The organism is Acidovorax sp. LjRoot118 (assembly GCF_964253575.1).
Taxonomy (GTDB): Bacteria; Pseudomonadota; Gammaproteobacteria; order Burkholderiales; family Burkholderiaceae_C; genus Acidovorax.
The window spans coordinates 2768528-2790587 of the sequence record NZ_CAXURB020000001.1; the positions used below are offsets into that span (position 1 = coordinate 2768528).

The 22060-nt window shown below is 64.6% G+C and carries 21 protein-coding genes and 1 tRNA gene; 12 read left to right on the plus strand and 10 right to left on the minus strand.

Features of this window, described 5'->3' with window-relative positions; all coding sequences use genetic code 11:
- Positions 1-3: 3 nt before the first annotated feature.
- The 3 genes from ACSQ9E_RS12950 to ACSQ9E_RS12960 form a co-directional block, all read right to left on the minus strand.
- Positions 4-945, minus strand: a complete 942-nt coding sequence (locus ACSQ9E_RS12950) for a CysB family HTH-type transcriptional regulator (RefSeq protein WP_057204223.1) — start codon at positions 943-945, stop codon at positions 4-6.
- A gap of 106 nt (positions 946-1051) precedes the next feature.
- The gene (locus ACSQ9E_RS12955) at positions 1052-1849 is read right to left on the minus strand and encodes a MetQ/NlpA family ABC transporter substrate-binding protein (protein ID WP_007857251.1); all 798 of its coding nucleotides are present in this window, start codon (positions 1847-1849) and stop codon (positions 1052-1054) included.
- A 128-nt stretch (positions 1850-1977) separates the two neighbouring features.
- Positions 1978-3069, minus strand: coding sequence for a DUF6817 domain-containing protein (locus ACSQ9E_RS12960; RefSeq protein WP_436218006.1), 1092 nt, complete (start codon positions 3067-3069; stop codon positions 1978-1980).
- A gap of 115 nt (positions 3070-3184) precedes the next feature.
- Here ACSQ9E_RS12960 and ACSQ9E_RS12965 point away from each other — a divergent pair, with 115 nt between their 5' ends.
- Both ACSQ9E_RS12965 and ACSQ9E_RS12970 read left to right on the plus strand, forming a co-directional pair.
- The gene (locus ACSQ9E_RS12965) at positions 3185-3784 is read left to right on the plus strand and encodes a helix-turn-helix domain-containing protein (protein WP_057204220.1); all 600 of its coding nucleotides are present in this window, start codon (positions 3185-3187) and stop codon (positions 3782-3784) included.
- A complete protein-coding gene (locus tag ACSQ9E_RS12970) occupies positions 3781-4320 on the plus strand; it encodes a GNAT family N-acetyltransferase (protein ID WP_057204218.1) in 540 nt (179 codons plus the stop codon). Before ACSQ9E_RS12965 ends, ACSQ9E_RS12970 begins: the two co-directional genes overlap by 4 nt.
- A 3-nt stretch (positions 4321-4323) precedes the next feature.
- Here ACSQ9E_RS12970 and ACSQ9E_RS12975 read toward each other — a convergent pair whose 3' ends face one another.
- Positions 4324-5238, minus strand: a complete 915-nt coding sequence (locus ACSQ9E_RS12975) for a LysR family transcriptional regulator (protein WP_057267438.1) — start codon at positions 5236-5238, stop codon at positions 4324-4326.
- Between the two features lie 70 nt (positions 5239-5308).
- Here ACSQ9E_RS12975 and ACSQ9E_RS12980 point away from each other — a divergent pair, with 70 nt between their 5' ends.
- Together ACSQ9E_RS12980 and ACSQ9E_RS12985 are read left to right on the plus strand one after the other, a co-directional pair.
- Positions 5309-6166, plus strand: a complete 858-nt coding sequence (locus tag ACSQ9E_RS12980; protein WP_436218007.1) for an EamA family transporter — start codon at positions 5309-5311, stop codon at positions 6164-6166.
- 30 nt (positions 6167-6196) lie between these two features.
- Positions 6197-6991 carry a GNAT family N-acetyltransferase gene (locus tag ACSQ9E_RS12985; protein ID WP_436218008.1) on the plus strand — a complete coding sequence of 265 codons (795 nt, stop codon included), beginning with the start codon at positions 6197-6199 and terminating at the stop codon, positions 6989-6991.
- Between the two features lie 854 nt (positions 6992-7845).
- On the opposite strand, the gene ACSQ9E_RS12990 is transcribed toward ACSQ9E_RS12985, so the two are convergent.
- Positions 7846-8409 (minus strand): fasciclin domain-containing protein, encoded by a 564-nt coding sequence (locus tag ACSQ9E_RS12990; protein ID WP_057267441.1) that lies wholly within the window; start codon positions 8407-8409, stop codon positions 7846-7848.
- Between the two features lie 201 nt (positions 8410-8610).
- Entirely contained in the window at positions 8611-10989 is a 2379-nt protein-coding gene (locus ACSQ9E_RS12995; RefSeq protein WP_436218009.1) for an Orn/Lys/Arg decarboxylase N-terminal domain-containing protein, read from the minus strand.
- Between the two features lie 178 nt (positions 10990-11167).
- On the opposite strand from ACSQ9E_RS12995, the gene ACSQ9E_RS13000 reads away from it, so the two are divergent.
- The 5 genes from ACSQ9E_RS13000 (at position 11168) to ACSQ9E_RS13020 (ending at position 14376) form a co-directional block, all read left to right on the plus strand.
- On the plus strand, positions 11168-11593 hold the full coding sequence (locus ACSQ9E_RS13000) for an NfeD family protein (protein WP_057202879.1): 426 nt from the start codon (positions 11168-11170) through the stop codon (positions 11591-11593).
- Between the two features lie 32 nt (positions 11594-11625).
- The gene (locus ACSQ9E_RS13005; RefSeq protein ID WP_057202880.1) at positions 11626-12552 is read left to right on the plus strand and encodes an SPFH domain-containing protein; all 927 of its coding nucleotides are present in this window, start codon (positions 11626-11628) and stop codon (positions 12550-12552) included.
- A gap of 108 nt (positions 12553-12660) precedes the next feature.
- Positions 12661-12750, plus strand: a tRNA-Ser gene (locus ACSQ9E_RS13010).
- 107 nt (positions 12751-12857) lie between these two features.
- Entirely contained in the window at positions 12858-13019 is a 162-nt protein-coding gene (locus ACSQ9E_RS13015; protein ID WP_436178307.1) for a hypothetical protein, read from the plus strand.
- Positions 13020-13293: 274 nt separating this feature from the next.
- The gene (locus ACSQ9E_RS13020; RefSeq protein ID WP_436218010.1) at positions 13294-14376 is read left to right on the plus strand and encodes a hypothetical protein; all 1083 of its coding nucleotides are present in this window, start codon (positions 13294-13296) and stop codon (positions 14374-14376) included.
- Positions 14377-14392: 16 nt separating this feature from the next.
- On the opposite strand, the gene ACSQ9E_RS13025 is transcribed toward ACSQ9E_RS13020, so the two are convergent.
- From ACSQ9E_RS13025 to ACSQ9E_RS13035, 3 genes are all read right to left on the minus strand, one after another.
- The gene (locus ACSQ9E_RS13025) at positions 14393-15412 is read right to left on the minus strand and encodes a sensor domain-containing diguanylate cyclase (RefSeq protein WP_436220214.1); all 1020 of its coding nucleotides are present in this window, start codon (positions 15410-15412) and stop codon (positions 14393-14395) included.
- 206 nt (positions 15413-15618) lie between these two features.
- Complete coding sequence (locus ACSQ9E_RS13030) at positions 15619-16035, minus strand: carboxymuconolactone decarboxylase family protein (RefSeq protein ID WP_436218011.1); 417 nt, start codon at positions 16033-16035, stop codon at positions 15619-15621.
- Complete coding sequence (locus tag ACSQ9E_RS13035) at positions 15956-16441, minus strand: MerR family transcriptional regulator (protein ID WP_436218012.1); 486 nt, start codon at positions 16439-16441, stop codon at positions 15956-15958. The genes ACSQ9E_RS13030 and ACSQ9E_RS13035 overlap by 80 nt, the downstream gene beginning before the upstream one ends.
- A gap of 110 nt (positions 16442-16551) precedes the next feature.
- Between ACSQ9E_RS13035 and ACSQ9E_RS13040 the strand changes: the two genes are divergently transcribed.
- Positions 16552-17139: a flavin reductase family protein gene (locus ACSQ9E_RS13040; protein WP_436218013.1), complete on the plus strand. Its 588-nt coding sequence runs from the start codon at positions 16552-16554 to the stop codon at positions 17137-17139.
- 179 nt (positions 17140-17318) lie between these two features.
- Here the strand turns inward: ACSQ9E_RS13040 and ACSQ9E_RS13045 are convergent, their stop codons facing one another.
- Positions 17319-18392, minus strand: coding sequence for a mechanosensitive ion channel family protein (locus ACSQ9E_RS13045; protein WP_436218014.1), 1074 nt, complete (start codon positions 18390-18392; stop codon positions 17319-17321).
- Positions 18393-18678: 286 nt separating this feature from the next.
- Between ACSQ9E_RS13045 and ACSQ9E_RS13050 the strand changes: the two genes are divergently transcribed.
- Together ACSQ9E_RS13050 and mcrC are read left to right on the plus strand one after the other, a co-directional pair.
- Positions 18679-20904: an McrB family protein gene (locus tag ACSQ9E_RS13050; protein ID WP_436218015.1), complete on the plus strand. Its 2226-nt coding sequence runs from the start codon at positions 18679-18681 to the stop codon at positions 20902-20904.
- Positions 20904-22028, plus strand: a complete 1125-nt coding sequence (gene mcrC, locus ACSQ9E_RS13055) for a 5-methylcytosine-specific restriction endonuclease system specificity protein McrC (RefSeq protein ID WP_436218016.1) — start codon at positions 20904-20906, stop codon at positions 22026-22028. Before ACSQ9E_RS13050 ends, mcrC begins: the two co-directional genes overlap by 1 nt.
- The last annotated feature ends 32 nt before the right edge of the window (positions 22029-22060 follow it).

Sequence of the window (22060 nt, forward strand, 5' to 3'; positions counted from 1 at the left end):
TGGCTACTCCAGCGGCGTGCCGGTGGCGCGCACCGCCTTCTCCACCGCTTCGCGCTGCAGCGTGGGTGCAAAGGTCTCGATGAAGCTGTAGGCGTAGCCGCGCAGCCAGGTGCCCTTGCGCACGGCCAGGCGGGTGACGTTGACCTCGAACAGGTGGCGTGCGTCGAGCATGCGCAGCTGGCGGTCGCGCTCGGGGTCCACGGCAATGGAGGCCACGATGCCCACGCCCATGCCCAGCTCCACATAGGTCTTGATCACGTCGGCGTCCATGGCCGAGAGCACGATGTCCGGGCGCAGGCCCTCGCGGGCAAAGGCCTCGTCGATGTGGGCGCGGCCGGTGTAGCCCAGCTCGTAGGTGATGATGGGGTACTCGGTGAGCTGCTGCAGCGTCACGGGCTCGGTCAACGCCAGCAGCGGGTGGTCGGGCGGCACGACGATGCTGTGCGTCCAGCGGTAGCACGGCAGGGTGACCAGCGCATCGTAGAGTGCCAGGGCTTCGGTGGCCACGCCGATGTCGGCCTCGCCGCTGAGCAGCATCTCGGCCACCTGTTTGGGCGAGCCCTGGTGCAGGTGCAGCGAGACCTGCGGGAACATGGCGCGAAAGTCGCGCACCACCTGCGGCAAGGCATAGCGCGCCTGTGAATGGGTGGCCGCAATCGACAGGCGCCCCTCATGGCTGGCGCTGTAGTCCTGCCCCGCGCGGCGCAGGTTGTCGGCGTCGTGCAGCAGGCGCTCCACGATAGGCAGCACTGCCTCGCCTGGAGGGGTCAGGCCCGTGAGCCGCTTGCCGGCGCGCACGAAGATCTCGATGCCCAACTCTTCCTCCAGCTCGCGGATCTGGCGGCTCACGCCCGGCTGCGAGGTGTAGAGGATGTTCGCCACCTCGGTCAGGTTGAAGCCGCTGCGCACGGTCTCGCGCACGGACCGCAGTTGCTGGAAGTTCATGGAGTGTCTCTGTGGTTCGTGTCGGCAGGCGGATGAACGGGCGGCCCCGGCGATGGGGTCACCAATGAAAAAGGGCGGCACCTGGCCGCCCCTTCGCTTGCCAGGCTCAGAAGCCTGGCAGGACCGATCCCTTGAACTCGGTCTGGATGAACTTGCGCACCTCCTCCGAGTGGTAGGCCTTCACCAGCTTGGCGACCCAGGGCTTGTCCTTGTCGGCTTCGCGCACGGCGATCAGGTTGACATAAGGGCTCTTGGCGTTTTCTTGCGCAATCGCATCCTTGCCCGGGTTCAGGCCGGCCGAGAGAGCAAAGTTGGTGTTGATGGCCGAGGCGTCCAGGTCGTCGAGCGAGCGGGGCAGTTGGGCGGCATCGAGTTCCACGAACTTGATCTTCTTGGGGTTGCTCACCACGTCCAGCGGCGTGGCCTTGAGGTCGGAGCCTTCACGCAGCTTGATCAGGCCCTTGTCCTGCAGCACCAGCAGCACGCGGCCGCCGTTGGTCGGGTCGTTGGGGATGCCGAACTTGGCGCCCTCTTTCAGGTCTTCGAGCTTCTTGACCTTCTTGGAGTACAGGCCGATCGGGAAGTTGACGGTGTAGCCCACGGGCACGATCTTGTAGCCACGGTCCTTGACTTGGTTGTCCAGGTAGGGCTTGTGCTGGTAGCTGTTGGCGTCGAGGTCGCCGGAGGCCAGGGCCGCGTTGGGCTGCACGTAGTCGCTGAACTCGACGACCTGGATCTTCAGGCCGTCCTTCTCGGCGACCTTCTTGACCACCTCGAAGATTTGCGCGTGCGGGCCGCCCGTCACGCCGATCTTCAGGGGCTTGTCCTGCGCCATGGCGCCCGTGGCAAAACCAGTGGCGAGGGCCAGGGCGAGAGCGGACTGCAGGAGGGAGCGCTTGTTCACGGAAAACACCTTTCGTTATGAGATGTTTCCACTATAGGGTTTGCCCTTTAAAACTCAAAAGAATAACTTTTAATTACCTTAGGTTTAATTAATATAAGGACGTCAGCAAGCGTCAACCGCCCAGCCCCTCAACGCCTCAGCGCTACGTTGTTGAGCTTGTCCAGCCGCTCGGGCCAGGTGCCCTCGGTGGCCGATTGCTGCAGGATGCGCGTCCATGCCACCCAGGCATCCCACTGCACGCGCTTGTCCCAGGAGTTGCCCCAGGCACTGAACTGCTGCAGCGCGCTGGCGGCAGCCGCCGCAGCGTCTGCATTGCGGCCGGCGGACAGGTAGAGCTGGGCCAGCACCATCTGCGGCTCGCCCACCCAGGGGTTGTGGCGCACCGCGCTCTCGAGCACGGCGGTGGCCACGTCCAGGTCGGCCAGCGGCTGGTCCTGCTGGATCACCGACCAGTACAGCGAGGTGGCGGCCGCCTCATCGGTCGCCGACAGTGCGGCGGTACAGTCGTTGAATACGGGCGGCGTGGGCAGCAGGCCCTTCAGGCCCGGGTGCTGCAGCGCCAGCCCCAGCGCATTGATCTGGCTCACCATGCGCCCGCTGGGCCGCATGGGGCCGGGCCAGAGCGATGCCGCCCAGTGCACGGCCTGCGGGCGCTGCTGCACGGCGGGAAAGCGCGAGTAGATGTCGTCCTGCCAGCTGAACCACTGCTCGATGGTGTCGGCCATGCTCACGATGATGAAGGCCGCCACCTCATAGGGGGTGAGCACGTGGGGCGTGCCATCCTTCTCCAGCACCAGGCTGCCATCGGCCTCCAGCGCACCGGCCAGCACGCGCTGCACGAACTGCGTGCGCGACTGGGTGCAGAACAGGTAAACCAGGTGCTCGGCCGATTCGCCGGCGATCTCGCGCACGCGGGCGCGCTCCTTGGCGGGGTCGAACTTCACCAGGTCCACGAAGGCATTGCCGTACACGCTGTGCAGCAGGCCCAGGAGGCGCACGTCGCGCGGCTGCTGCCACATGGCCAGCGAACGCGCCACGCCCACCAGGTGGTGGCGGAAGGTGCCGGCCTTGTGCCAGTCCTGCCCCACATTGCGCGCGAGTACGGTGGGCAGCACCGGGGCCAGGTCGGCGTCGCGGGCCAGCCATTCTTCGTCGAGCAAGGGCAAAGCACGGGCCAGCAGGTCGGCATCGAGCGGTTGGAATGGCAGCGTCGTCGTCACGGTGTCTCCTTCAATCCTGGATGTTCTTGCTGCCAAGTATCGCCGCTCAACGAGGTCATGGGATGTGCACACACCATTCCACCATAATGGAATAAAAATCCATTAAACTGGAATCATGGACATCCACACCCGCATTGCCCAGCGTTTGCGCGAACTGCGCGACGCACGCGGCTACTCCCTCGAAGCGCTGGCCGAGCGCAGCGGCGTGAGCCGCTCCAACATCTCGCTGATCGAGCGCGGGCAGAGCAGCCCCACGGCCGCCGTGCTCGACAAGCTGGCCATCGGCCTGGGCGTGGCGCTGGCCTCATTCTTCGATGATGGCATCCCGAGCTCGGCACCGCCCTCCCCCATGATCCGCGCCGACGACCAGCCGGTATGGCAGGACCCGGCCTCGGGCTATGTGCGGCGCCGGCTCTCGCCGCCGGCACCCTCGCCGCTGCAACTGGTGGAGGTGGTGTTCCCTGCGGGCCGGCGCGTGGCGCTGGATTCGGCCGTGCACGAGACCGACATCCACCAGCAGGTCTGGCTGATCGAAGGCGCCATGGACCTCAGCGTGGGCGAGACCACCTGGCATCTGCAGGCGGGCGACTGCCTGGCCATGCGCCTGAACCAGCCCATCGTGTTCCACAACCCGAGCCGCCACGACGCACGCTACCTGGTGGCGCTCGCCACCCTGCCCTTCCCCTCACCCGCCCCCACCCGGAGAACCCCATGAATGCCACCACCGACACCCCCATCACCGTGCGCCGCCTGGGCGCCAACGAGGCCGCCGCCAGCGCCGAAGCCCTGGCCGAGGTGCTGATCGACTGCGTGCAGGGCGGCGCGTCGGTGAGCTTCATGGATCCGCTGCCCCGCGACAAGGCCCTGGCCTTCTGGCGCGGCGTGGCCGACGGTGTGGCGCGCAATGAGCGCGTGCTGCTGGTGGCCGAGGATGCGGTAGAGGGCATCGTGGGCACCGTGCAGCTCATCACCGCCATGCCCGACAACCAGCCCCACCGCGCCGACGTGGCCAAGATGCTGGTGCACCGCAAGGCCCGCCGCCGGGGCGTGGCCCAGCGCCTGATGGCCGCCGTGGACGACGCGGCGCGCAGCGCAGGCAAGCGCGTGCTGGTGCTGGACACCGTGACCGGCGGCGATGCCGAGCGCCTGTATGAGCGCGCGGGCTGGCAGCGCGTGGGCGTGGTGCCCGACTACGCGCTGATGCCCGATGGCGCGCTGTGCAGCACGACCTATTTCTACCGCCACCTCTAGCCCTCAAGCCCGTAAGGGCCCAGGCGAGGCAAAGGACTCCAGCGCCTGCTGCACGGCCTGGATGGCCACGTCGTGCTCCTGGCTCTTGCGCCGCGCCAGCCCCAGTTGCCGCAGCAGCGGTGGATGCAGGGGGCACACCTGCAGGCCCGCGTTGTCGGGGTCGCTCCCGGTCACTTCGGCCTGCTCCAGCGGCAGCACGGCGGCACCCTGCCCCGCTGCCACCAGGCTGCGCAGGGCCAGCGGGTGGTTCAGCTCCAGGCGCGGCCGCGGGCTGAGCCCGGCCTGTGCGAACCAGGCCGCGATCAGGCGGTACATCTGCGTGGCCGGGCCGAACGACATCCAGCGGTGGGAGGCCAGCCATTCGGCGCTGATGCGCTCGGGCGCCTCCCAGCCCGGCGGCAGCAGCGCCACCATGGGGTCGCTGCGCCAATGGACCACCTGCACCTGGCCGGTGGTGGCCTGCGGCAGGGCGACGATGGCCAGGTCCAGCGTGCCGGCCGCCAGGCGGGCCATGGCCTCGGAGGAACCGAGCACGTCCAGCGCCACATCCACCCCCGGGCTCTGGCGCGCCAGCACGTCGAGCAGGCGCGGCAGCAGGTGCGCGCTGACGCCCGCCGTGGTGCCCAGCCGCACCAGCCCTTCGAGCCCCTGGGCGCGGCGGCGCACCTGCTCCACCACCTCATCGGCACCGGCCAGCAGGCGGCGCCCTCCGGCCACCAGGGCCTCGCCCGCAGGGGTGAGGCTGGCCTGCCGGCGCCCGCGCACCACCAGCGTGGCACCCAGGCGCGACTCCAGCTCGCTGATGTGCAGGCTCACCGTGGGCGGTGCCAGGTGCAGCGCCTGCGCTGCGGCGGCCAGGGTGCCCAGGTCGGCAATCGCGATCAGGGTCTGCACCTGGTCGAGGTTGAGGTTACGCATCAGAAATCCTGAATTCAGCAGTCATTGAATTCAACTTTACAGATGTTTGGGGCAAAAGCACCATGCCCCGATGCTCACCAACGACGTTTTTCTCATCGTGCTGCTGTCCGCAGCCCTCAATGCCGGCTGGAACAGCGCCATCAAGATCGGCGGCGACCGCATCACCGCCATGGCCATCACCACGCTCATCGGCAGCGCGCTGTCGCTGCTGGTGCTGCCCTGGGTGGCCTGGCCCGGGCCCGAGAGCTGGCTGCTGCTGGGCGCGTCCATCGCCATCCATACCGCCTACCACTTCGCGCTGCCCCTGGCCTACAACCATGGCGACCTGGGACAGGTCTACCCCATCGCGCGCGGCTCTGCACCGGTGATGGTGATGCTTGGAGGGGCACTGTTCGCTGGCGAGTCGCCCGGACCTGGCGCCTTGGCAGGCGTGCTGTGCCTGTGCGCCGGGGTGCTGTCGCTGGCGCTGCTCAAGGCCTCTGCGGGCAACGGCAACAGCAGCAGCCGCAAGGCAGTCGGCTACGCGCTGCTCACCGGCGCGCTCATCGCGGCCTACACCGTGGTGGATGCGCTTGGCGCCCGGCGGTCCGGCTCGGCCATTGGTTTCGCCGTCCTCATCACGCTGGGTGACGGCATCGCCACCGCACTCATCGTGCTGGGGTGGAAGGGGCGGCGCGCCTTCGCGGTGGACCGCCGTGCCCTCTGGCTGTGCGCAGCCGCCGGAACCATGCAGATGGGCGCCTACTGGACCGCCGTGTGGGCCCTGGCGCGCGCGCCCATGGGCCAGGTGTCTGCCCTGCGCGAAACCAGCGTGCTGCTGGTGGCGCTGGTCTCGGCCTGGCTGCTCAAGGAGCGGGTGGGGCCGGGGCGCATCGTGGCGGCGGGGCTGGTGTTTGCGGGCATCGTCGGCATCCGGCTCGGGTCATAGCGCGGTCGCCTGCGGTTGGTATAAATGGGCATGTCCCTTGCAATGCCCATGGCCATCGCGGCCCAGTCCACGCCGGTCGACCCCGAGACCATCCGCGCCCTCGAAGAGCGCGCCTTCAATGCCTGGCCCGCGCGCCAGAGCGTGCTGCATGGCGGCTGGGTGTTCCGCCTGTCGGGCGGCTTCACCAAGCGCGCCAATTCGGTGAACGCGCTTGCATCGAACGCATCCTTCAGCGGCGTGCGCGCCGCAGCCGAGGCGCTGTACGCACGCCATGGCCTGCCGCCAGTGTTCCGCATATCGCCATTGGCGCCTGCCGCAGCGGACCAGGAACTGGCCGATGCAGGCTACACGTACTTCGATCCTTCTTTGGTCATGGCAACCGCCGGGTTGGATGCGGCGCAGGCCCATGCGTGCGTGCAGATCGAAAGCACTTCCACGGCCGCGTGGCTGGATGGCTTTGCCGCAGCCAATGGTGTGCAGGCGCAGAACCACGCGGTCCACCATGCCATGGTGCATGCGATCGCCCTGCCCTGCGCCTTTGCCACCCTGCATGACGGCGCAGGTCGAACCATCGGCTTCGGGCTGGCGGTGCTCGAACGGGGGGCCATCGGGCTGTATGACATCGTGGTGGATCCTTCCCTGCGCGGGCGGGGGCATGGCAGTTCCCTGGTGCGCGCGCTGCTGCAGTGGGGGCGTGATGTTGGGGCGGGGTCGGCTTATCTGCAGGTGCGGGCGGTCAATGGGGGGGCTCGGAGCTTGTATGCGGGGTTGGGGTTTGCCGAGGTGTATCAATACCACTATCGGATTCCGCCGGCGAAGGTTTGATGGTTTGGTGGATGGTGGTTGCTGCATGCCTTGATCGAGGGCGGGAGCCGGGGTGTGCGCCCGGCGGCGCACCTACCTTCTTTTGCTTCGTCAAAAGAAGGTAGGCCAAGAAAAGACGACCCCGCTGCCCGTGTCCCCCTCGCCCAGTGGGCGAGGGGGCAGCCTGCGATGCTCGGTCCTGGGGTGACGCCGAAGAACTCCCTGCGCTGCCTCTGCGAGGCAGCTCCGGTCAAACAGCTTCGGCGAGTCAGATGACGAGGCGCGTGTCCTTCGGCACGCGCTCACCCCAGGCCCTGCGCTTCTCGGCACGGTCAGAAGGGGGTGGGAGCGGGCTCCACTCGGGCCATTGCTTCGCTCGGCCCCAACTGCCTCGCTGCGCTTGGCCTGGACAGGGCGGCTGCGCCCGCACCGTCGGCAGCGCACAGCGCGAACCGACACCCGGCGTAGCTGCGCAGCAGCAGCCGTGTTTGTCCCCGCTCCCCACCCCTTCTGGCTGCGCCGAGAAGCGCAGGAGCTGGGGTGGGCGTGTGTGCCGAAGGACACACACGCTTCGTGGTCTAGCTTGCCGATGCTGTCTGAGCGGAGTTCGGAGAACGCAGCGAGTTCATCGCACCACCCCAGCTCCGAGCATCGCAGGCTGCCCCGTTCGCCCGACAGGGCGAACGGGGACGCAGACTGGGGGTCGCCTTTTCTTGGCCCACCTTCTTTTGGCGACGCAAAAGAAGGTGGGTGCGCCGCCGGGCGCATATCCCGGCTTCCGCCCTCAGCACAGGCACACAGCTCGCGCAGCACACCATCTGGCACGAAAAAATGGCCGCGATCAGCGGCCACTCTTCAGAACCCAAAACCCATCATCACTTAGGCAGCAGAACCTTGTCCACCACGTGAATCACCCCATTGGACTGGTACACATCCGCAATCGTCACATTCGCCATACCACCCTTTTCGTCGGTCAGCGAAATGGTCTTGCCACTGGCCTTGGCCGTGAGCGTGCCCCCAGCCACAGTCTTGATGCTGGCCATGCCCTTGCCATCGGCAATCATCTTCGACAAGGCCGCCGCATCCCACTTGCCCGCCACCACATGGTAGGTCAGCACGGTGGTCAGCGTGGCCTTGTTCTCGGGCTTGAGCAGCGTGTCTACCGTGCCGGCAGGCAAGGCTGCAAACGCGGCGTTGGTGGGTGCGAACACGGTGAACGGGCCTGGGCCCTTCAGGGTATCGACCAGGCCGGCAGCCTTGACTGCTGCCACCAGCGTGGTGTGGTCCTTGGAGTTCACGGCGTTGTCGATGATGTCCTTGCTGGCCATCATGGGGGCGCCGCCCACCATCACATCGGCAGCCATGGAGGGGATGGCTGCGGCAGCCAGAGCTGCGGCGATACCGATGGACGCGAGGCGGGCATTGAAACGGATGGTCATGAAAATCTCCTGAAGTCGATTGATGGACTGACTGGTTGTCTTTGACCGCATGAGAAATGCCACGCGGCTGTCAATCAATACGGCGCCCGCCACGCATCGGATGCAACCGCAGAAAAAAAGGCCAAAAAAAATCGCCCCCAGCGCTGGCCGGGGGCGATCGATCTGCAGGGTCCGGGCTTTGCCGAACCTTGCGATTCGCGGCTAGATGGTGCGGCCGAAGGGCCCGTCCGATCCCACCTGCACCAGGTTCTTGTCCGTCGCCAGCGGCTTGGGGTTCTTCTTGGCGGGCTTGGCTGGCACTTCCTCGGCCACACAGTCGGCGTAGTAGCGCACGTGTCCGCCCTCGTCCTCAACCTCCACCAGGCCGTGGATGTCGGTCTCGAAGCCCGGGCACAGCTTGGCGAATTCGCGGGCGAACTTGAGGTAGTCCACGATCTTCTTGTTGAACACTTCGCCGGGGATCAACAGCGGGATGCCCGGTGGGTATGGCGTGACCAGGCCCACGGTGATGCGGCCTTCGAGCTGGTCGATCTCCACGCGCTCGGTCTTGCGGTGCGCGATGTGCGCGTACGCATCCGATGGCTTCATGGCGGGCGTGAGGTCCGACAGGTACATCTCGGTCGTCAGGCGCGCGATGTCGTACTTGGCGTACATCTCGTGCACGTGCTGGCACAGGTCCTGCAGGCCCATGCGCTCGTAGCGCTTGTGCTGCTGGCAGAACTCGGGAAGGATGCGCCACATGGGCTGGTTCTTCTCGTAGTCGTCCTTGAACTGCTGCAGCGCGGTGAGCAGCGTGTTCCAGCGGCCCTTGGTGATGCCGATGGTGAACATCACGAAGAAGCTGTACAGGCCCGTCTTCTCGACCACCACGCCGTGCTCGGCCAGGTACTTGGTGACGATGGACGCGGGGATGCCGGTCTTGTCGAACTTGCCGTCCAGGTTCAGGCCCGGCGTGACGATGGTCGACTTGATCGGGTCCAGCATGTTGAAGCCGTCGGCCAGCTGGCCAAAGCCGTGCCACTTGGCGCCGGCCTTCTTGCTCTTGCTGTCGCTGCGGATGATCCAGTCTTCCGCACGGCCCATGCCCTCTTCCACGAGCTTGTCGGGGCCCCAGACCTTGAACCACCAGTCCTTCTTGCCGAAATCGTTTTCGATCTGGCGCATCGCGCGGCGGAAATCGAGCGCCTCCAGAATGCTCTCTTCCACCAGCGCGGTGCCGCCGGGCGGCTCCATCATGGCGGCCGCCACGTCGCAGCTGGCGATGATGCTGTACTGCGGGCTGGTGCTGGTGTGCATCAGGTAGGCCTCGTTGAAGAGGTGGCGGTCCAGCTTGGTGGTCTGCGAGTCCTGCACCAGCACGTGGCTGGCCTGGCTGATGCCGGCCAGCAGCTTGTGGATGGACTGCGTGGCATAGGTCACCGAGTGCTTGGGGCGCGTGCGCTTCTTGCCCATGGCGTGGTAGGTGCCATAGAACGGGTGGAAGGCCGCGTGCGGCAGCCAGGCCTCGTCGAAGTGCAGGTTCTCCACGTAGCCGTCGAGCATGCCCTTGATGGTCTCGGTGTTGTAGAGCACGCCGTCGTAGGTGGACTGCGTGAGCGTAAGCACGCGCGGCTTGACCTTGGCAGCGTCCACGCCCTTGAGCAAGGGGTTGGCCTTGATCTTGGCCTGAATGGCCGCCGGCTCGAACTCGCTTTGGGGAATGGGCCCGATGATGCCGAAGTGGTTGCGCGTGGGCTTCATGAACACGGGGATGGCCCCGGTCATGATGATGCTGTGCAGGATGGACTTGTGGCAGTTGCGGTCCACCACCACCACGTCGCCCGGCGCCACCGTGTGGTGCCACACCATCTTGTTGGAGGTGCTGGTGCCGTTGGTCACGAAGAAGCAGTGGTCGGCATTGAAGATGCGCGCGGCATTGCGCTCGCTCTCGCCGATGGCGCCGTTGTGGTCCAGCAGCTGGCCGAGCTCTTCCACCGCATTGCACACGTCGGCGCGCAGCATGTTCTCGCCATAGAACTGGTGGTACATCTGGCCCACCGGGCTTTTCAGGAAGGCCACGCCGCCCGAATGGCCGGGGCAGTGCCAGCTGTACGAGCCGTCTTCCGCGTAGTCGAGCAGCGCCTTGAAGAACGGCGGCTGCACGCCCTCCAGGTAGCTCTTGGCCTCGCGGATGATGTGGCGCGCCACGAATTCGGGGGTGTCCTCGAACATGTGGATGAAGCCGTGCAGCTCGCGCAGGATGTCGTTGGGCAGGTGGCGGCTGGTCTTGGTCTCGCCGTGCACGTAGATCGGCACTTCGGTGTTCTTGCGGCGCACTTCACCGATGAAGCTGCGCAGGCTCAGCACGATGGGGTCGAGCCCCTCGCCCACGGTGAACTCCTCGTCGTCGATGGACAGGATGAACGCACTGGCGCGGCTTTGCTGCTGCGCGAACTGCGACAGGTCGCCATAGCTGGTGACCCCCACCACCTCGAAGCCCTCGGCTTCGATGGCTTGCGCCAGGGCGCGGATGCCCAGACCCGAGGTGTTCTCGGAACGATAGTCCTCATCGATGATGATGATGGGAAAACGAAACTTCATGCGCAGCCTCCGTGAAACCGTGCCCTGCCGGCCAAAAAACGAAATAGGCGCGAAGTGTAAGGAATAACGAAGTCAGGCCTTTGACCTGGGGTTCTTTTGACCCAGAATGTGGTGGATTAAGAACAGACACACAGGCTGTTCAGAATCGGAAGAACACACAACACAGGAGGAGGTACACATGGAGGAATCCACCATCTGGTGGCTGGCGGCAGGGATCGTGGTGGTGGCAGAAATGCTCACGGGCACGTTTTACCTGCTCATGATGGCCGTGGGCCTGGTTGCTGCGGCCTTGGCCGCGCACATGGGCCTGTCTTCGGCCTTGCAGATCATCGTTGCGGCCCTGGTGGGCGGCGGGGCCGTGGTGGCCTGGCACTTTGCCCGGCGCAAGCGCCCGGGCGACCCATCACCGCGCGCAGACCGCAGCGTGAACATGGACGTGGGTGAAACCATCCTCATCGAGGGCTGGAACCCCGACGGCACCACCACCGTGAAGTACCGGGGCGCCATGTGGACGGCCATCCACCGCCCGGGCGTCACCCCTTCCACCGGCATGCACCGGGTCGCCGAACTGGTGGGCAACCGCCTGCTGGTCGACCCCATGTAACTCCCAACGTTCAAGAACACTGAAAGTCGTCCATGGACAAAACCTACATCGCACTCGTCATCATCGTCATCGTGGCGGTCTTCATCATCCGCAGCTTCAAGCAGGTGCCGCAGCAGAACGCCTGGGTGGTGGAGCGCCTGGGCAAGTACCACAGCACGCTGGCCCCCGGCCTCAAGCTGATCATCCCGTTCATCGACAAGGTCGCCTACAAGCACAGCCTCAAGGAAATCCCGCTCGACGTGCCCAGCCAGGTCTGCATCACGCGCGACAACACGCAGCTTCAGGTGGACGGCATCCTGTACTTCCAGGTGACCGACCCGATGCGCGCCAGCTACGGCTCGTCCAACTACATCATGGCCGTGACGCAACTGGCCCAGACCTCGCTGCGCTCGGTGATCGGCAAGCTCGAACTGGACAAAACCTTCGAAGAGCGCGACATCATCAACGCCCAGGTGGTCCAGGCCATCGACGAGGCGGCCCTGAACTGGGGCGTGAAGGTGCTGCGCTATGAAATCAAGGACCTGACGCCTCCGGCCGAAATCCTGCGCTCCATGCAGGCGCAGATCACTGCCGAGCGTGAAAAGCGCGCCCTGATCGCCGCCTCCGAGGGCCGGCGCCAGGAGCAGATCAACATCGCCACTGGCGAGCGCGAGGCCTTCATCGCCCGCTCCGAAGGTGAAAAGCAGGCCCAGATCAACAACGCCCAGGGCGAGGCCGCAGCCATCATGGCCGTGGCCGAAGCCACGGCCCAGGCCATCGAGCGCGTGGCCGCCGCCATCCGCCAGCCCGGCGGCGAACAGGCCGTGCAGCTCAAGGTCGCCGAAAAGGCCGTGGAGGCTTACGGCAAGGTGGCCGCCGATGCCACCACCACCCTCATCGTGCCCAGCAACATGACCGAGGTCTCGGCCCTGATTGGCTCGGCGATGAAGATGGTGCAGACAACGCAAAGAACCGTGTGACACCACGCTCCGGATGACGGGAGCGAGAAGGCAGCGGAGCGTTTTTTTGCTCCGCTCCGCCCCAACTTCCAAAAGCAGCCCAAACCTGTGGCTATAATCGAAGGCTTCGGAGAGGTGGATGAGCGGTTTAAGTCGCACGCCTGGAAAGCGTGTGTGGGCTAATCCCCACCGCGGGTTCGAATCCCGCCCTCTCCGCCAAAGATACAACCCCAAGTGGCTCACGCTGCTTGGGGTTTTTTCTTGGCTGTGCGGCCTTGCCCGGCCCGCATGCAACCGCCCCAGATCGGCAACCGGAGACAACGCGCATGAGGCTGTCAACCATCTGCCAACGGGCCATGCCCTTCCCCGAAGTGACCGAAGAGCAGCACCACGATTCCGTAGCGCTGCAGAACAAAGGCAAGATCTTCGCCACAGCGCAGGACAACAAAACAGCGCACAGGGCGCCAAGCGCGCGATCTGCCGGCTGATGGCGAGGTGATCCGCGAGCTGTGCGCGAGCGGGCAATGGCAGGGGACGCGCCTGCCCCAGGCCCGAAAGCCTGAATTTGCGCCCCCGGATCGAGAAGTAGTTAACACTCCAGCGCGGCCGAAGGCTTGTTCCCCGGGCCCTTCAGACCTAACCTTGGCGCACCTGGAATCATCAATCCAACGCCAAGCCGGCATTCCAGGAGTCAAGTGCGTGAGCTGCGGCAGGCACCCAAGCATCCCCAGCCCTTCCTGCCCTTCCAACTGGAGTAGTCCGATGAAGCATTTCTGCCTCCTGGCCATCACCGCGGCGATCGCGGCCCACAGCCCGCTCGCAAGCGCGCAGGCAACCCTCAACCTGAACGATGGCGCGTTGCGCATCCCCAGCCTGACAGTGGGAGCCGATGTATATACCAACGTGGTGCTGCGCTACGGCGCAGACGGGCGGTTCGGCCTGGAAGCAGCTACTCCCCCGGCCGGCAACCTGGGAGGTGGTGGTGGGGGCGCAGCCCAGACCCTCCAGCTGGCCTATGCGCCCCAACCGAACACCCAGTACTGGTACAACGCGCAAGGCCGGGTCGTCGCCACCTGCTCGAACCTGCCCCAGGCGGCCATTACCCTCAAGATCCCGGCCGGTGCCACGGCCCAGGCCAAGGTGCCGCTGGTGATCAGTCTGGCGGGCTGGGCACCCAATGGCAATCCGCCGGCGCCCGTGCCGCAGGACCCGGCCGGGCTGGAGCAGTTCAGCGCTGCGGGCATGGCCGCCGCCACCTTCGAGTATCGGGGCTGCGACAACTGGAGCAGCCCGCTGATTGCCCGCACCAACGTGAACGAGACCTTCGACATCGCAAGCTCCGACTTCGGGCTGGGCCTGGCGGCGATCAAGGCCGCCGTCGCCGAGCGCAACCTGCCCATCGACACCAGCCGCATCGTCGTGGCCGGCACCTCGTTCTCAAGCAACCTGATTTTCACGGTGGCCACCAAGCACCGGCTGCAGGGCGCCATCGCGCTGGCCGGGGGCTGCGACTACGACTGCAATGCCACCGGCACGACCTACGAGCAGCCCAACGATTTCCGGGTCAACGGTGCCGCCATCCGCGTCGCAGCAGTCTCGGGCAGCGCCGACCAGCTGTTCCCGCCGGTCGGTCTGGGCAGCTCGGGCTACGGGGCCTCGGGCGCCCGGGCCCGCATCCTGACGGCCATCCCCGACGGGGCCAGGAAGCCCGCTGCGTTCTACACCTACGTCGCACCAGGCGCCGGCCATGAGGTCAATGCAGCGATGTGGGCCAAGGCGCGCACGTTTGCGCAGTGCATGACCAATGTGCGTCCAGCGGCAGACTGCGCGGCGGACGACCGCTGAGTCGGGGCGCCAGGCCTCAGTGCTGCAGCGCGCTGCGGCGCTCGTGCTTGGCCTGGTACATGGCCTCGTCCGCATGGCGGATGGCCGCGTCGGCCGTATTCAGCCCGGGGTCGGAGCAGACCACGCCCACACTGGCCCCCGGGTACTCCAGGATGCGTTGGCCGGCCAATGGAATGCGGCACACCGTGGCCTGCTGCAGGCGCTGGCGCAGGCTGTGGATGGCTTCGTCGGCGTCTTGCTCGCGCTGCGGGCCCGGGCCGACGAAGACGAACTCATCCCCGCCGAACCGGCTCAGGAAGTCGCTTTCGCGCATGGCAGCGCGCAACTGGTTGGCAATGGCGCACAGCAAGGCGTCGCCCGCTTCGTGGCCGTGGCTGTCGTTGACCTGCTTGAAGCCGTCGAGGTCGAGAAAAGCCACCATCACCATGCTGCCCGAGCGCCGTGAGCGCGCATGCAGCCGCTCCAGCTCTTCGAACAGGGCGCGGCGGTTGGGCACGCCGGTGAGGGGGTCCAGCAAGGCCATGGTGGACAGCAATTCGTTCTTGCGCTGCAGCTCCTCCAGCAGTTGCTCGCGCTCGACCTGCTGGGCAATGAGGCCGGCGAACAGCTGCAGGATTTTCTCGGTCTCGGGAGTGAGTTCGGTGCGCTCGGCACTGGCTGCGCACAGCGTGCCATAGACCGCGCCGTCGGACAGCCGCACCGGCATGCTCACATAGGTCTGGATGCCCAGGGCGGCCGCAGCCTCCGAGTCGCCCCAGCAGCCCTGCACGTCGGCCGTGAACATGCGGCCTTCCTTGAGGGCACGGTAGCACAGGGTGTCGCCCCAGGGCACGGTCAGGCCCTCGGGAATCTCCATCTTGCGCGTATTGCGTGAGTACAGCACGTGCTGCAGCGCGCGCTGGAAGTCGATGGTGGTCAGGTAGGTGGATTCCAGCCGCGTGACCTTCTCCAGCATCTCCAGCAGCGGGCGGGTCAGTTCTTCCAGCGTCTTGGCCTGGACGACGGAGTCGGAAAGTCGGGCGAGAAGCGGGTCCATGGCAGCAGCAACGATGGGGTACATGGTTGGCATGTCAGTCCACCTGCGGACGCAGCCCATGCTGGCAATGTACGCCAATTGTGGCAATTAATTTATTGCCACACGAAGAAATGCAGGATAGAGCCGCTTTTTGCTATCGGGCTGCAGCTGCAGCCGCTGCGGGCGATCCAGCAACCTGCCATGACGTGCACCAACTCACCTTTCCCTCACGCAGACACGCCCTCCAATTCCTGCGCGGCAAACACCTCGCGCGCCGCGGCCAGGCCGTTGAGCGCCGCCGGGAAGCCCGCGTAGACGGCCATCTGCATGATGACCTCGACGATCTCCTCGCGCGTGACGCCCACGTTCAGCGCCGCTTGCAGGTGCACCTTGAGCTGCGGCGCGGCATTGCCCATGGCGGTGAGTGCCGCAACCACGGCGATCTCGCGGCTGCGCAGATCCAGGCCGGGGCGCGAGTAGATGTCGCCGAACGGGAACTCGATCAGGTAGCGCGCAAAGTCCGGCGCAATGCTGGCCAGGCTGTCGATCACCCGCTCGCCGGCCTCACCGTCGATTTCGCGCAGTTTGGCCAGGCCCTGCTGGTAGCGGTCGGGGGCGGGATGTTTGGGGAAGGCTTGAAGCACGGGGTTTCCTTTCAGGTGGCGGGGGTACGGCTGCAAGGGAACGCGTCTCCAAGGCCCGGTAGTGGGCGATCTTGTCCTGCAGCGCCCCGGCGGAGCGCTGCATGGACTCGATCATCGCCAGCACGTCTGCCAGGTGCTGCTCCAGCAACTGGCGGCGTTCTGGCACGGTTGCATTCCCTTCGCCGCGAAGCCTGGCGAAGGCCTGCATCTGCCCGATGGGCATGCGGGTCTCGCGCAGGCGCAGCAGGAATCCGATCCACTCCATGTCCGACGCCGCATAGCGGCGCTGGCCGCCGGGTGCGCGGTGGACGGGCGCGATCAGCCCTGCGCGCTCGTAGTAGCGCAGGGTGTGTGCGGTCAGTCCGGTGCGCTCGGCGACCTCGGAGATGGTGAGATGGGATGCCATGGGACCGATCCTAAAAGTTGGAGTGCACTCCAAGTCAAGGGATTAAAGCGCACCTATCATCGCTGGAAGATTCGCTGCGCCAGCGCACCTGCAACCCCCCAAGGAATCCCATGAACAGCCATCTGGCCCCGGTCGATCTGACCAAGGCCTACCGCCTTCTGAACCACGGCCCCACGGTGCTGGTGTCAGCCCGCCACGCCGGGGTGGACAACGTGATGTCCGCCGCCTGGGCCTGCGCGCTCGACTTTGCGCCGCCCAAGCTCACGGTAGTGATCGACAAGGCCACGCGCACGCGCGCGCTGGTCGAGCACAGCGGCCATTTCGTGATCCAGGTGCCCACAGCCGCGCAGATGCAGCTCACGCACGACGTGGGCAACACCAGCCTGCACCAGGACAAGGACAAGCTGCGCCACCACGGCGTGGAGCTGTTCGGCATCGAAGGGCACGACCTGCCCTTCGTCGCAGGTTGCTCGGCCTGGCTGGCCTGCCGGCTCATCCCCGAGCCGCACAACCAGCAGGCCTACGACCTCTTCATCGGCGAGGTGGTGGGCGCCTGGGCCGATACGCGCGTGTTTTCGGGAGGCCACTGGCACTTCGAGACGGCCGGGCCCGAATGGCGCAGCCTGCACTATGTGGCCGGCGGGCAGTTCTATGCGATTGGTGAATCGCTGGTGGCGAAGACGGCCAGCAAGACCTGAGAGTCTTTCGTCCATGCCCGCCTTGCACGCCAAAACACCCCGGCTCGTCGAAAGCAAATGCTCGCCATAGCCCGAGCCATGGCTGCGCTTTGCGCCTAGATCCGAGGCGTGTTGACGCGCTCCTCGGACACGGCCAAAAAAAACTCCCAGCCTCTGAAACCGGCGCTCCATGGCACACATCACTTCTGCTGCAACAGCGCACCGGCCGCAGCGCCGCCAGGCACCCGCACCTGCGGCAGGCAATCGGGGTACTCGCGCTGGATGAAGGTCACCAGCGCCTCGCGCACGCGGCAGCGCAGGTCGAACGCCAGGCCCGAGGAGCGGGCCGAGACCAGAACGCGGATCTGGATGGTGCGGTCCGTCGCCTCGGTGAGCTGCAGCACGCTCACGCGCTGGTCCCATTCTGGCGCACCATCGAGCACGCGCTTGAGCTCCTCGCGCAGCGGGTCCAGCGGCAGCGCGTAGTCGGCGTAGATGAAGACGGTACCCAGAATCTCGGAGCTGGTGCGCGTCCAGTTCTGGAAAGGGTGCTCGATGAACCACTGCAGCGGGATGATCAGGCGCCGCTCGTCCCAGATCTTGAGCACCACGTAGGTGCCGGTGATCTCCTCCACCCTGCCCCACTCGCCCTCGATGATGAGCACGTCGTCGATGCGAAACGGCTGGGCCAGCGCGATCTGCAGGCCCGCGATCATGTTGCTGAACACCGGCCGCGCAGCGATACCCGCGACGATGCCCACCACGCCGGCCGACGCCAGCAGGCTCGCGCCCACCTGGCGCGCGCCGGGAAAGGTCATGAGCATCATCGCCAGGCCGGCCATCACCACCGCCGTCATGGCCGTGCGCGAGAGCACGCGTGCCTGGGTGGCGATGCGGCGGGCGGTGAGGTTGTCCTCCACGTCGGCCGGGTGCTTGGCGATGACCCCGTCGGCCAGCCCGCCGATGGCAGCGATCAGCAGCCAGCAGGTGCCGGCAATGGCGGCCAGGCCATTGACATGCCGCACCGTGCCGATGTGGCGCAGGTCATCGCTGGCGGCCTGCCACACCACCTGCAGCGCGATCAGCGGCAGCAGGACGCGCACCACGGGCACGCAGGCCTCGAACACCGTGCGCAGCACCGGCACATGGCCCGTGGCGCGCCGCAGCACCACGGCCGCGATGCGGTGCACGATGGCCGCCGCCAGCACGGCTGCCAGGGCGACAATGCCGGTATGCGTCCAGGAGGTGGGGTCGAACCAGTCCATCACATCCATGCAGGTGCCGCGGGGTGGGTGCCCCGCATCGTTAAGGCATGGCGCCTGGGCGCTCGGGTATCGGGCATCGGCTCTCCGCTAAGGGTGGAGCCGCCATTGTCGAAAATTGCTGCACAGCAGCATGTCAGCCAATGCCGACAAGATCGAGCAACGCCCACGGATCGTTGCCTCCATGGAGAGGGCTCAGAGGAGGAAGCGCCGTATAGCGCACCGATAATGGATCGGTTGAAGCGTTGGCAAGATCAAGGGTCTCACCAACATTAAAAATCAGGCAAAAGGGAGGGATATGAACAGTCAGAACAACAGGGTGTCAGATGCGACGTGGTTCGTTGGTGCCAGTTTCGATGGCAAGGACGACCAGACGCAGCGATTCCTGGACGAAGGTATTTGGGAACTCAAAGAGCCAAACGACAAAGAGGCTGCGCTGGTGCGCTCCATGCAACCGGGCGAACGAATTGCCATCAAGGCAACCTACACGCAAAAGCATGGCTTGGCATTTGATAACCGAGGCCATGCGGTATCTGCTATGCGCATCAAAGCCCTCGGAACCGTGCTCAGCAATCCGCACAACGGTGCAGGGGTTCGTGTGCATTGGCAATCCGGGGAGCCTGCTCGCGAATGGTATTTCTACACCTATCGATCAACCATCTGGCGCGTGATGCCGGGCGAATGGGCGAATGACGCTCTGATCGCTTTTGCTTTTGAAGGCATTCCCCAGGATCTGGACCGTTTCCGCAATGAACCTTTCTGGAAAGAGCGCTATGGAGCCACTTCTCCAGCGCATCCACGGTTTCAGTGGACCAGCTTCTATGAAGCGATAGCGGAGAAATTGCTGGCCTATGCAGAGGATCGGAAACCGCTGATTCAGGGTATCCATCGCATAGCGGCTCGCGTACCTGGACTGAGCTACCTCAGGGACAAGTTCCCGGACGGCACCAGCGGCCCTTTGAAGGATATTTGCCCATTCACCACGATGGGTATCTTCAATCGTTCCATGACGGATGCCAACCGCAAGACCATCGCGGGAGAACTGGCTCAGTTCCTAGGCGTCACGGTCCCCGTGCCTGGTGCGTTTGAGGGTATTCCCGTACTCAACAATCAGCGTTCCTGGTTTTTTGCCTACGCCACCAGACGCGGACCAGGCGACATCGACGCTTTGTGGAAGATATTCGTTGCTGCCAGCCAAATGCTTGAAGGTGACCGCTCAGGCAATCGTGACACATTCATTAGGGCATACGACGCGGCAACGGCTGTTTGGGGAGTTGCGTGGAATCTCTCTACAGGGCTTTACTGGGCGCATCCCTGGGAGTACCTGACTCTCGACAGTCAGTCCCGTCACTACATTCATCAGCGGCTGGGCCTCGATATCACGGCCAGCGGCCAGCAAGGTCCCAGTGATGGCGCGGCCTATCTCAGGCTGCTGGATGACCTGCGCTCCAGGTTCAGCCAAGACGACTATCCAGTCCACAGCTTTCCGGACTTGTCTAAGGCCTCATGGCTCTACAAGGATCCTGTTGAAAAGAACATGCCGCCAAGCAATGTCGCGGAGGACAACGTCGCTTTGGATCAGGGCACCGAAGGGGGCGTGAGTGAAGCAATTCATCTGCCATCCCCGATCATCTCCTATACCGTTCACAATATCCTCGAAGAAGGATGCTTCCTGCGACGGGAAGAAGTTGACCTTCTGCTGGATCGGCTTCGAATGAAGAAGAATTTGATTCTGCAAGGTCCCCCAGGTACCGGCAAGACATGGCTGGCAAAACGACTGGGATTCGCTCTGATGGGGCAGAAAGACGACAGCAAGGTCCGTTCTGTGCAATTCCATCCGAATCTTTCTTATGAAGATTTTGTAAGAGGATGGCGTCCTACTGACGAGGGAAAATTGCGGCCTACAGACGGGGTTTTCCTGGAAGCGATCAAGGACGCCAGCAAGGATCCGTCATCAAAACATGTGTTTGTGATTGAAGAAATCAACCGTGGCAATCCCGCTCAGATTTTTGGAGAATTGCTGACCTTGTTGGAGGATGGCAAGCGAACTCCCAGTGAAGCATTGGAACTGAGCTATCCCGATGCGCAAGGCAAACGCAATCGTGTTCATATCCCTGAAAACCTGTATGTCATTGGTACGATGAACATCGCGGATCGATCGCTAGCGTTGGTCGATCTGGCGCTGCGTCGCCGATTCTCTTTTGTTAGCCTGGAACCGAGGCTGGGCGGAGCATGGCGGGAATGGGTCGTTACCCGATGCGGTGTGGATCCAGCACTGGCGCCAGACATAGAGCGCCGAATAGCTGATCTAAATGAAAGAATCGCCAACGATGATCGGCTTGGAGCGCAGTTCAGGATTGGCCACAGCTACGTCACACCTGCGCACCCATTGGGATCAGCCAGCACAAAGAAATGGTTTCAGCAGGTTGTAGATACAGAGATTGGGCCTTTGCTGGAAGAGTACTGGTTTGACGCTCCCCAGGATGCTCGACAGGCCATTGCGCGTCTTAAGGAAGGCTGGTGATGGGCTCCGCTGCGGAGCAACTGTCAAACGGCCCGCAGGGTGCAGATGGGTACATCGGACGCATACCGGTGCGCAATCTTTGGTTGCTGATGCTCTATGCCTCGGATCTTTTCCGATGTGGCGGAATCGGAAAGGTTGGGATTGAAGATGCCCCTGACGACCTTCCGGATCTGGTTGGGAAAATTCTTGTTCAGGCCGTTGAGGCGAGACAGCGCCGCCAACTGAGTCCAGGCTATCGGATGCGTAACGCTACGCTCAATCGCGTGCGTGGTCGCATTGATGTTTTGGCCACAGAGCGCCATCAGTTACTGGACCGCGGCCTGGTGGCATGTCGGTTCAGCGAGCTGACCGTGGACACGCCACGCAACCGCCTAGTCCGCTCCGCATTGGAACGCATTGCCCGGATCGTCCAAGGCAAGGGCCTGGCCCATCGGTGTAGGCTGCTTGCTGGTGGGATGAAAGCCATGGGAATTTCTGGAGAATGCCCCACACGCGCTCAAATGGGCACAGAGAGTTTTGGAAGGAACGATGCCGATGACCGATTCATGGTTGCTGCTGCAAAGCTAGCCCTGGATCTGGCCTTGCCAACGGAGGCGTCTGGCCGACACGTTCTGGCGCTGCCCGACCGTGAAGCGACCTGGGTACGCAAGTTGTTTGAAAAGGCAGCAGGAGGCTTCTATGGGGTCGTACTTCGGCCGCAGGGATGGCATGTGCAGTGCGGAGGTATGCTCGACTGGCAGATCGAACAACAGACACCGCGCATCGCCGCCATTTTGCCGAGCATGAAGACCGACATCGTGCTCAGCCACCCCCCGTCGGGCCGGCGAGTGGTCATCGATACCAAGTTCACATCGATTGTCACCGCTGGCTGGTACCGAGATGAGACACTGCGCAGTGGCTATGTGTACCAGATATACGCCTATCTGAGGTCCCAGGCGGCAAGCGGCGACCCTCTTGCAGACCGTTCCAGCGGCTTGCTACTGCACCCGTCGATCGGTGATTGCGTGGATGAGACTGTGCTCATACAAGGACATGAAATCCGTTTTGCGACCGTGGATCTAACCGCGTCTGCCACAGAAATTCGAGCACAACTGTTGCGATACTGCGAGCCTTCGGCTTGGTAGCTCAATTCAGCGCACAACTCACGAAGAAGGCA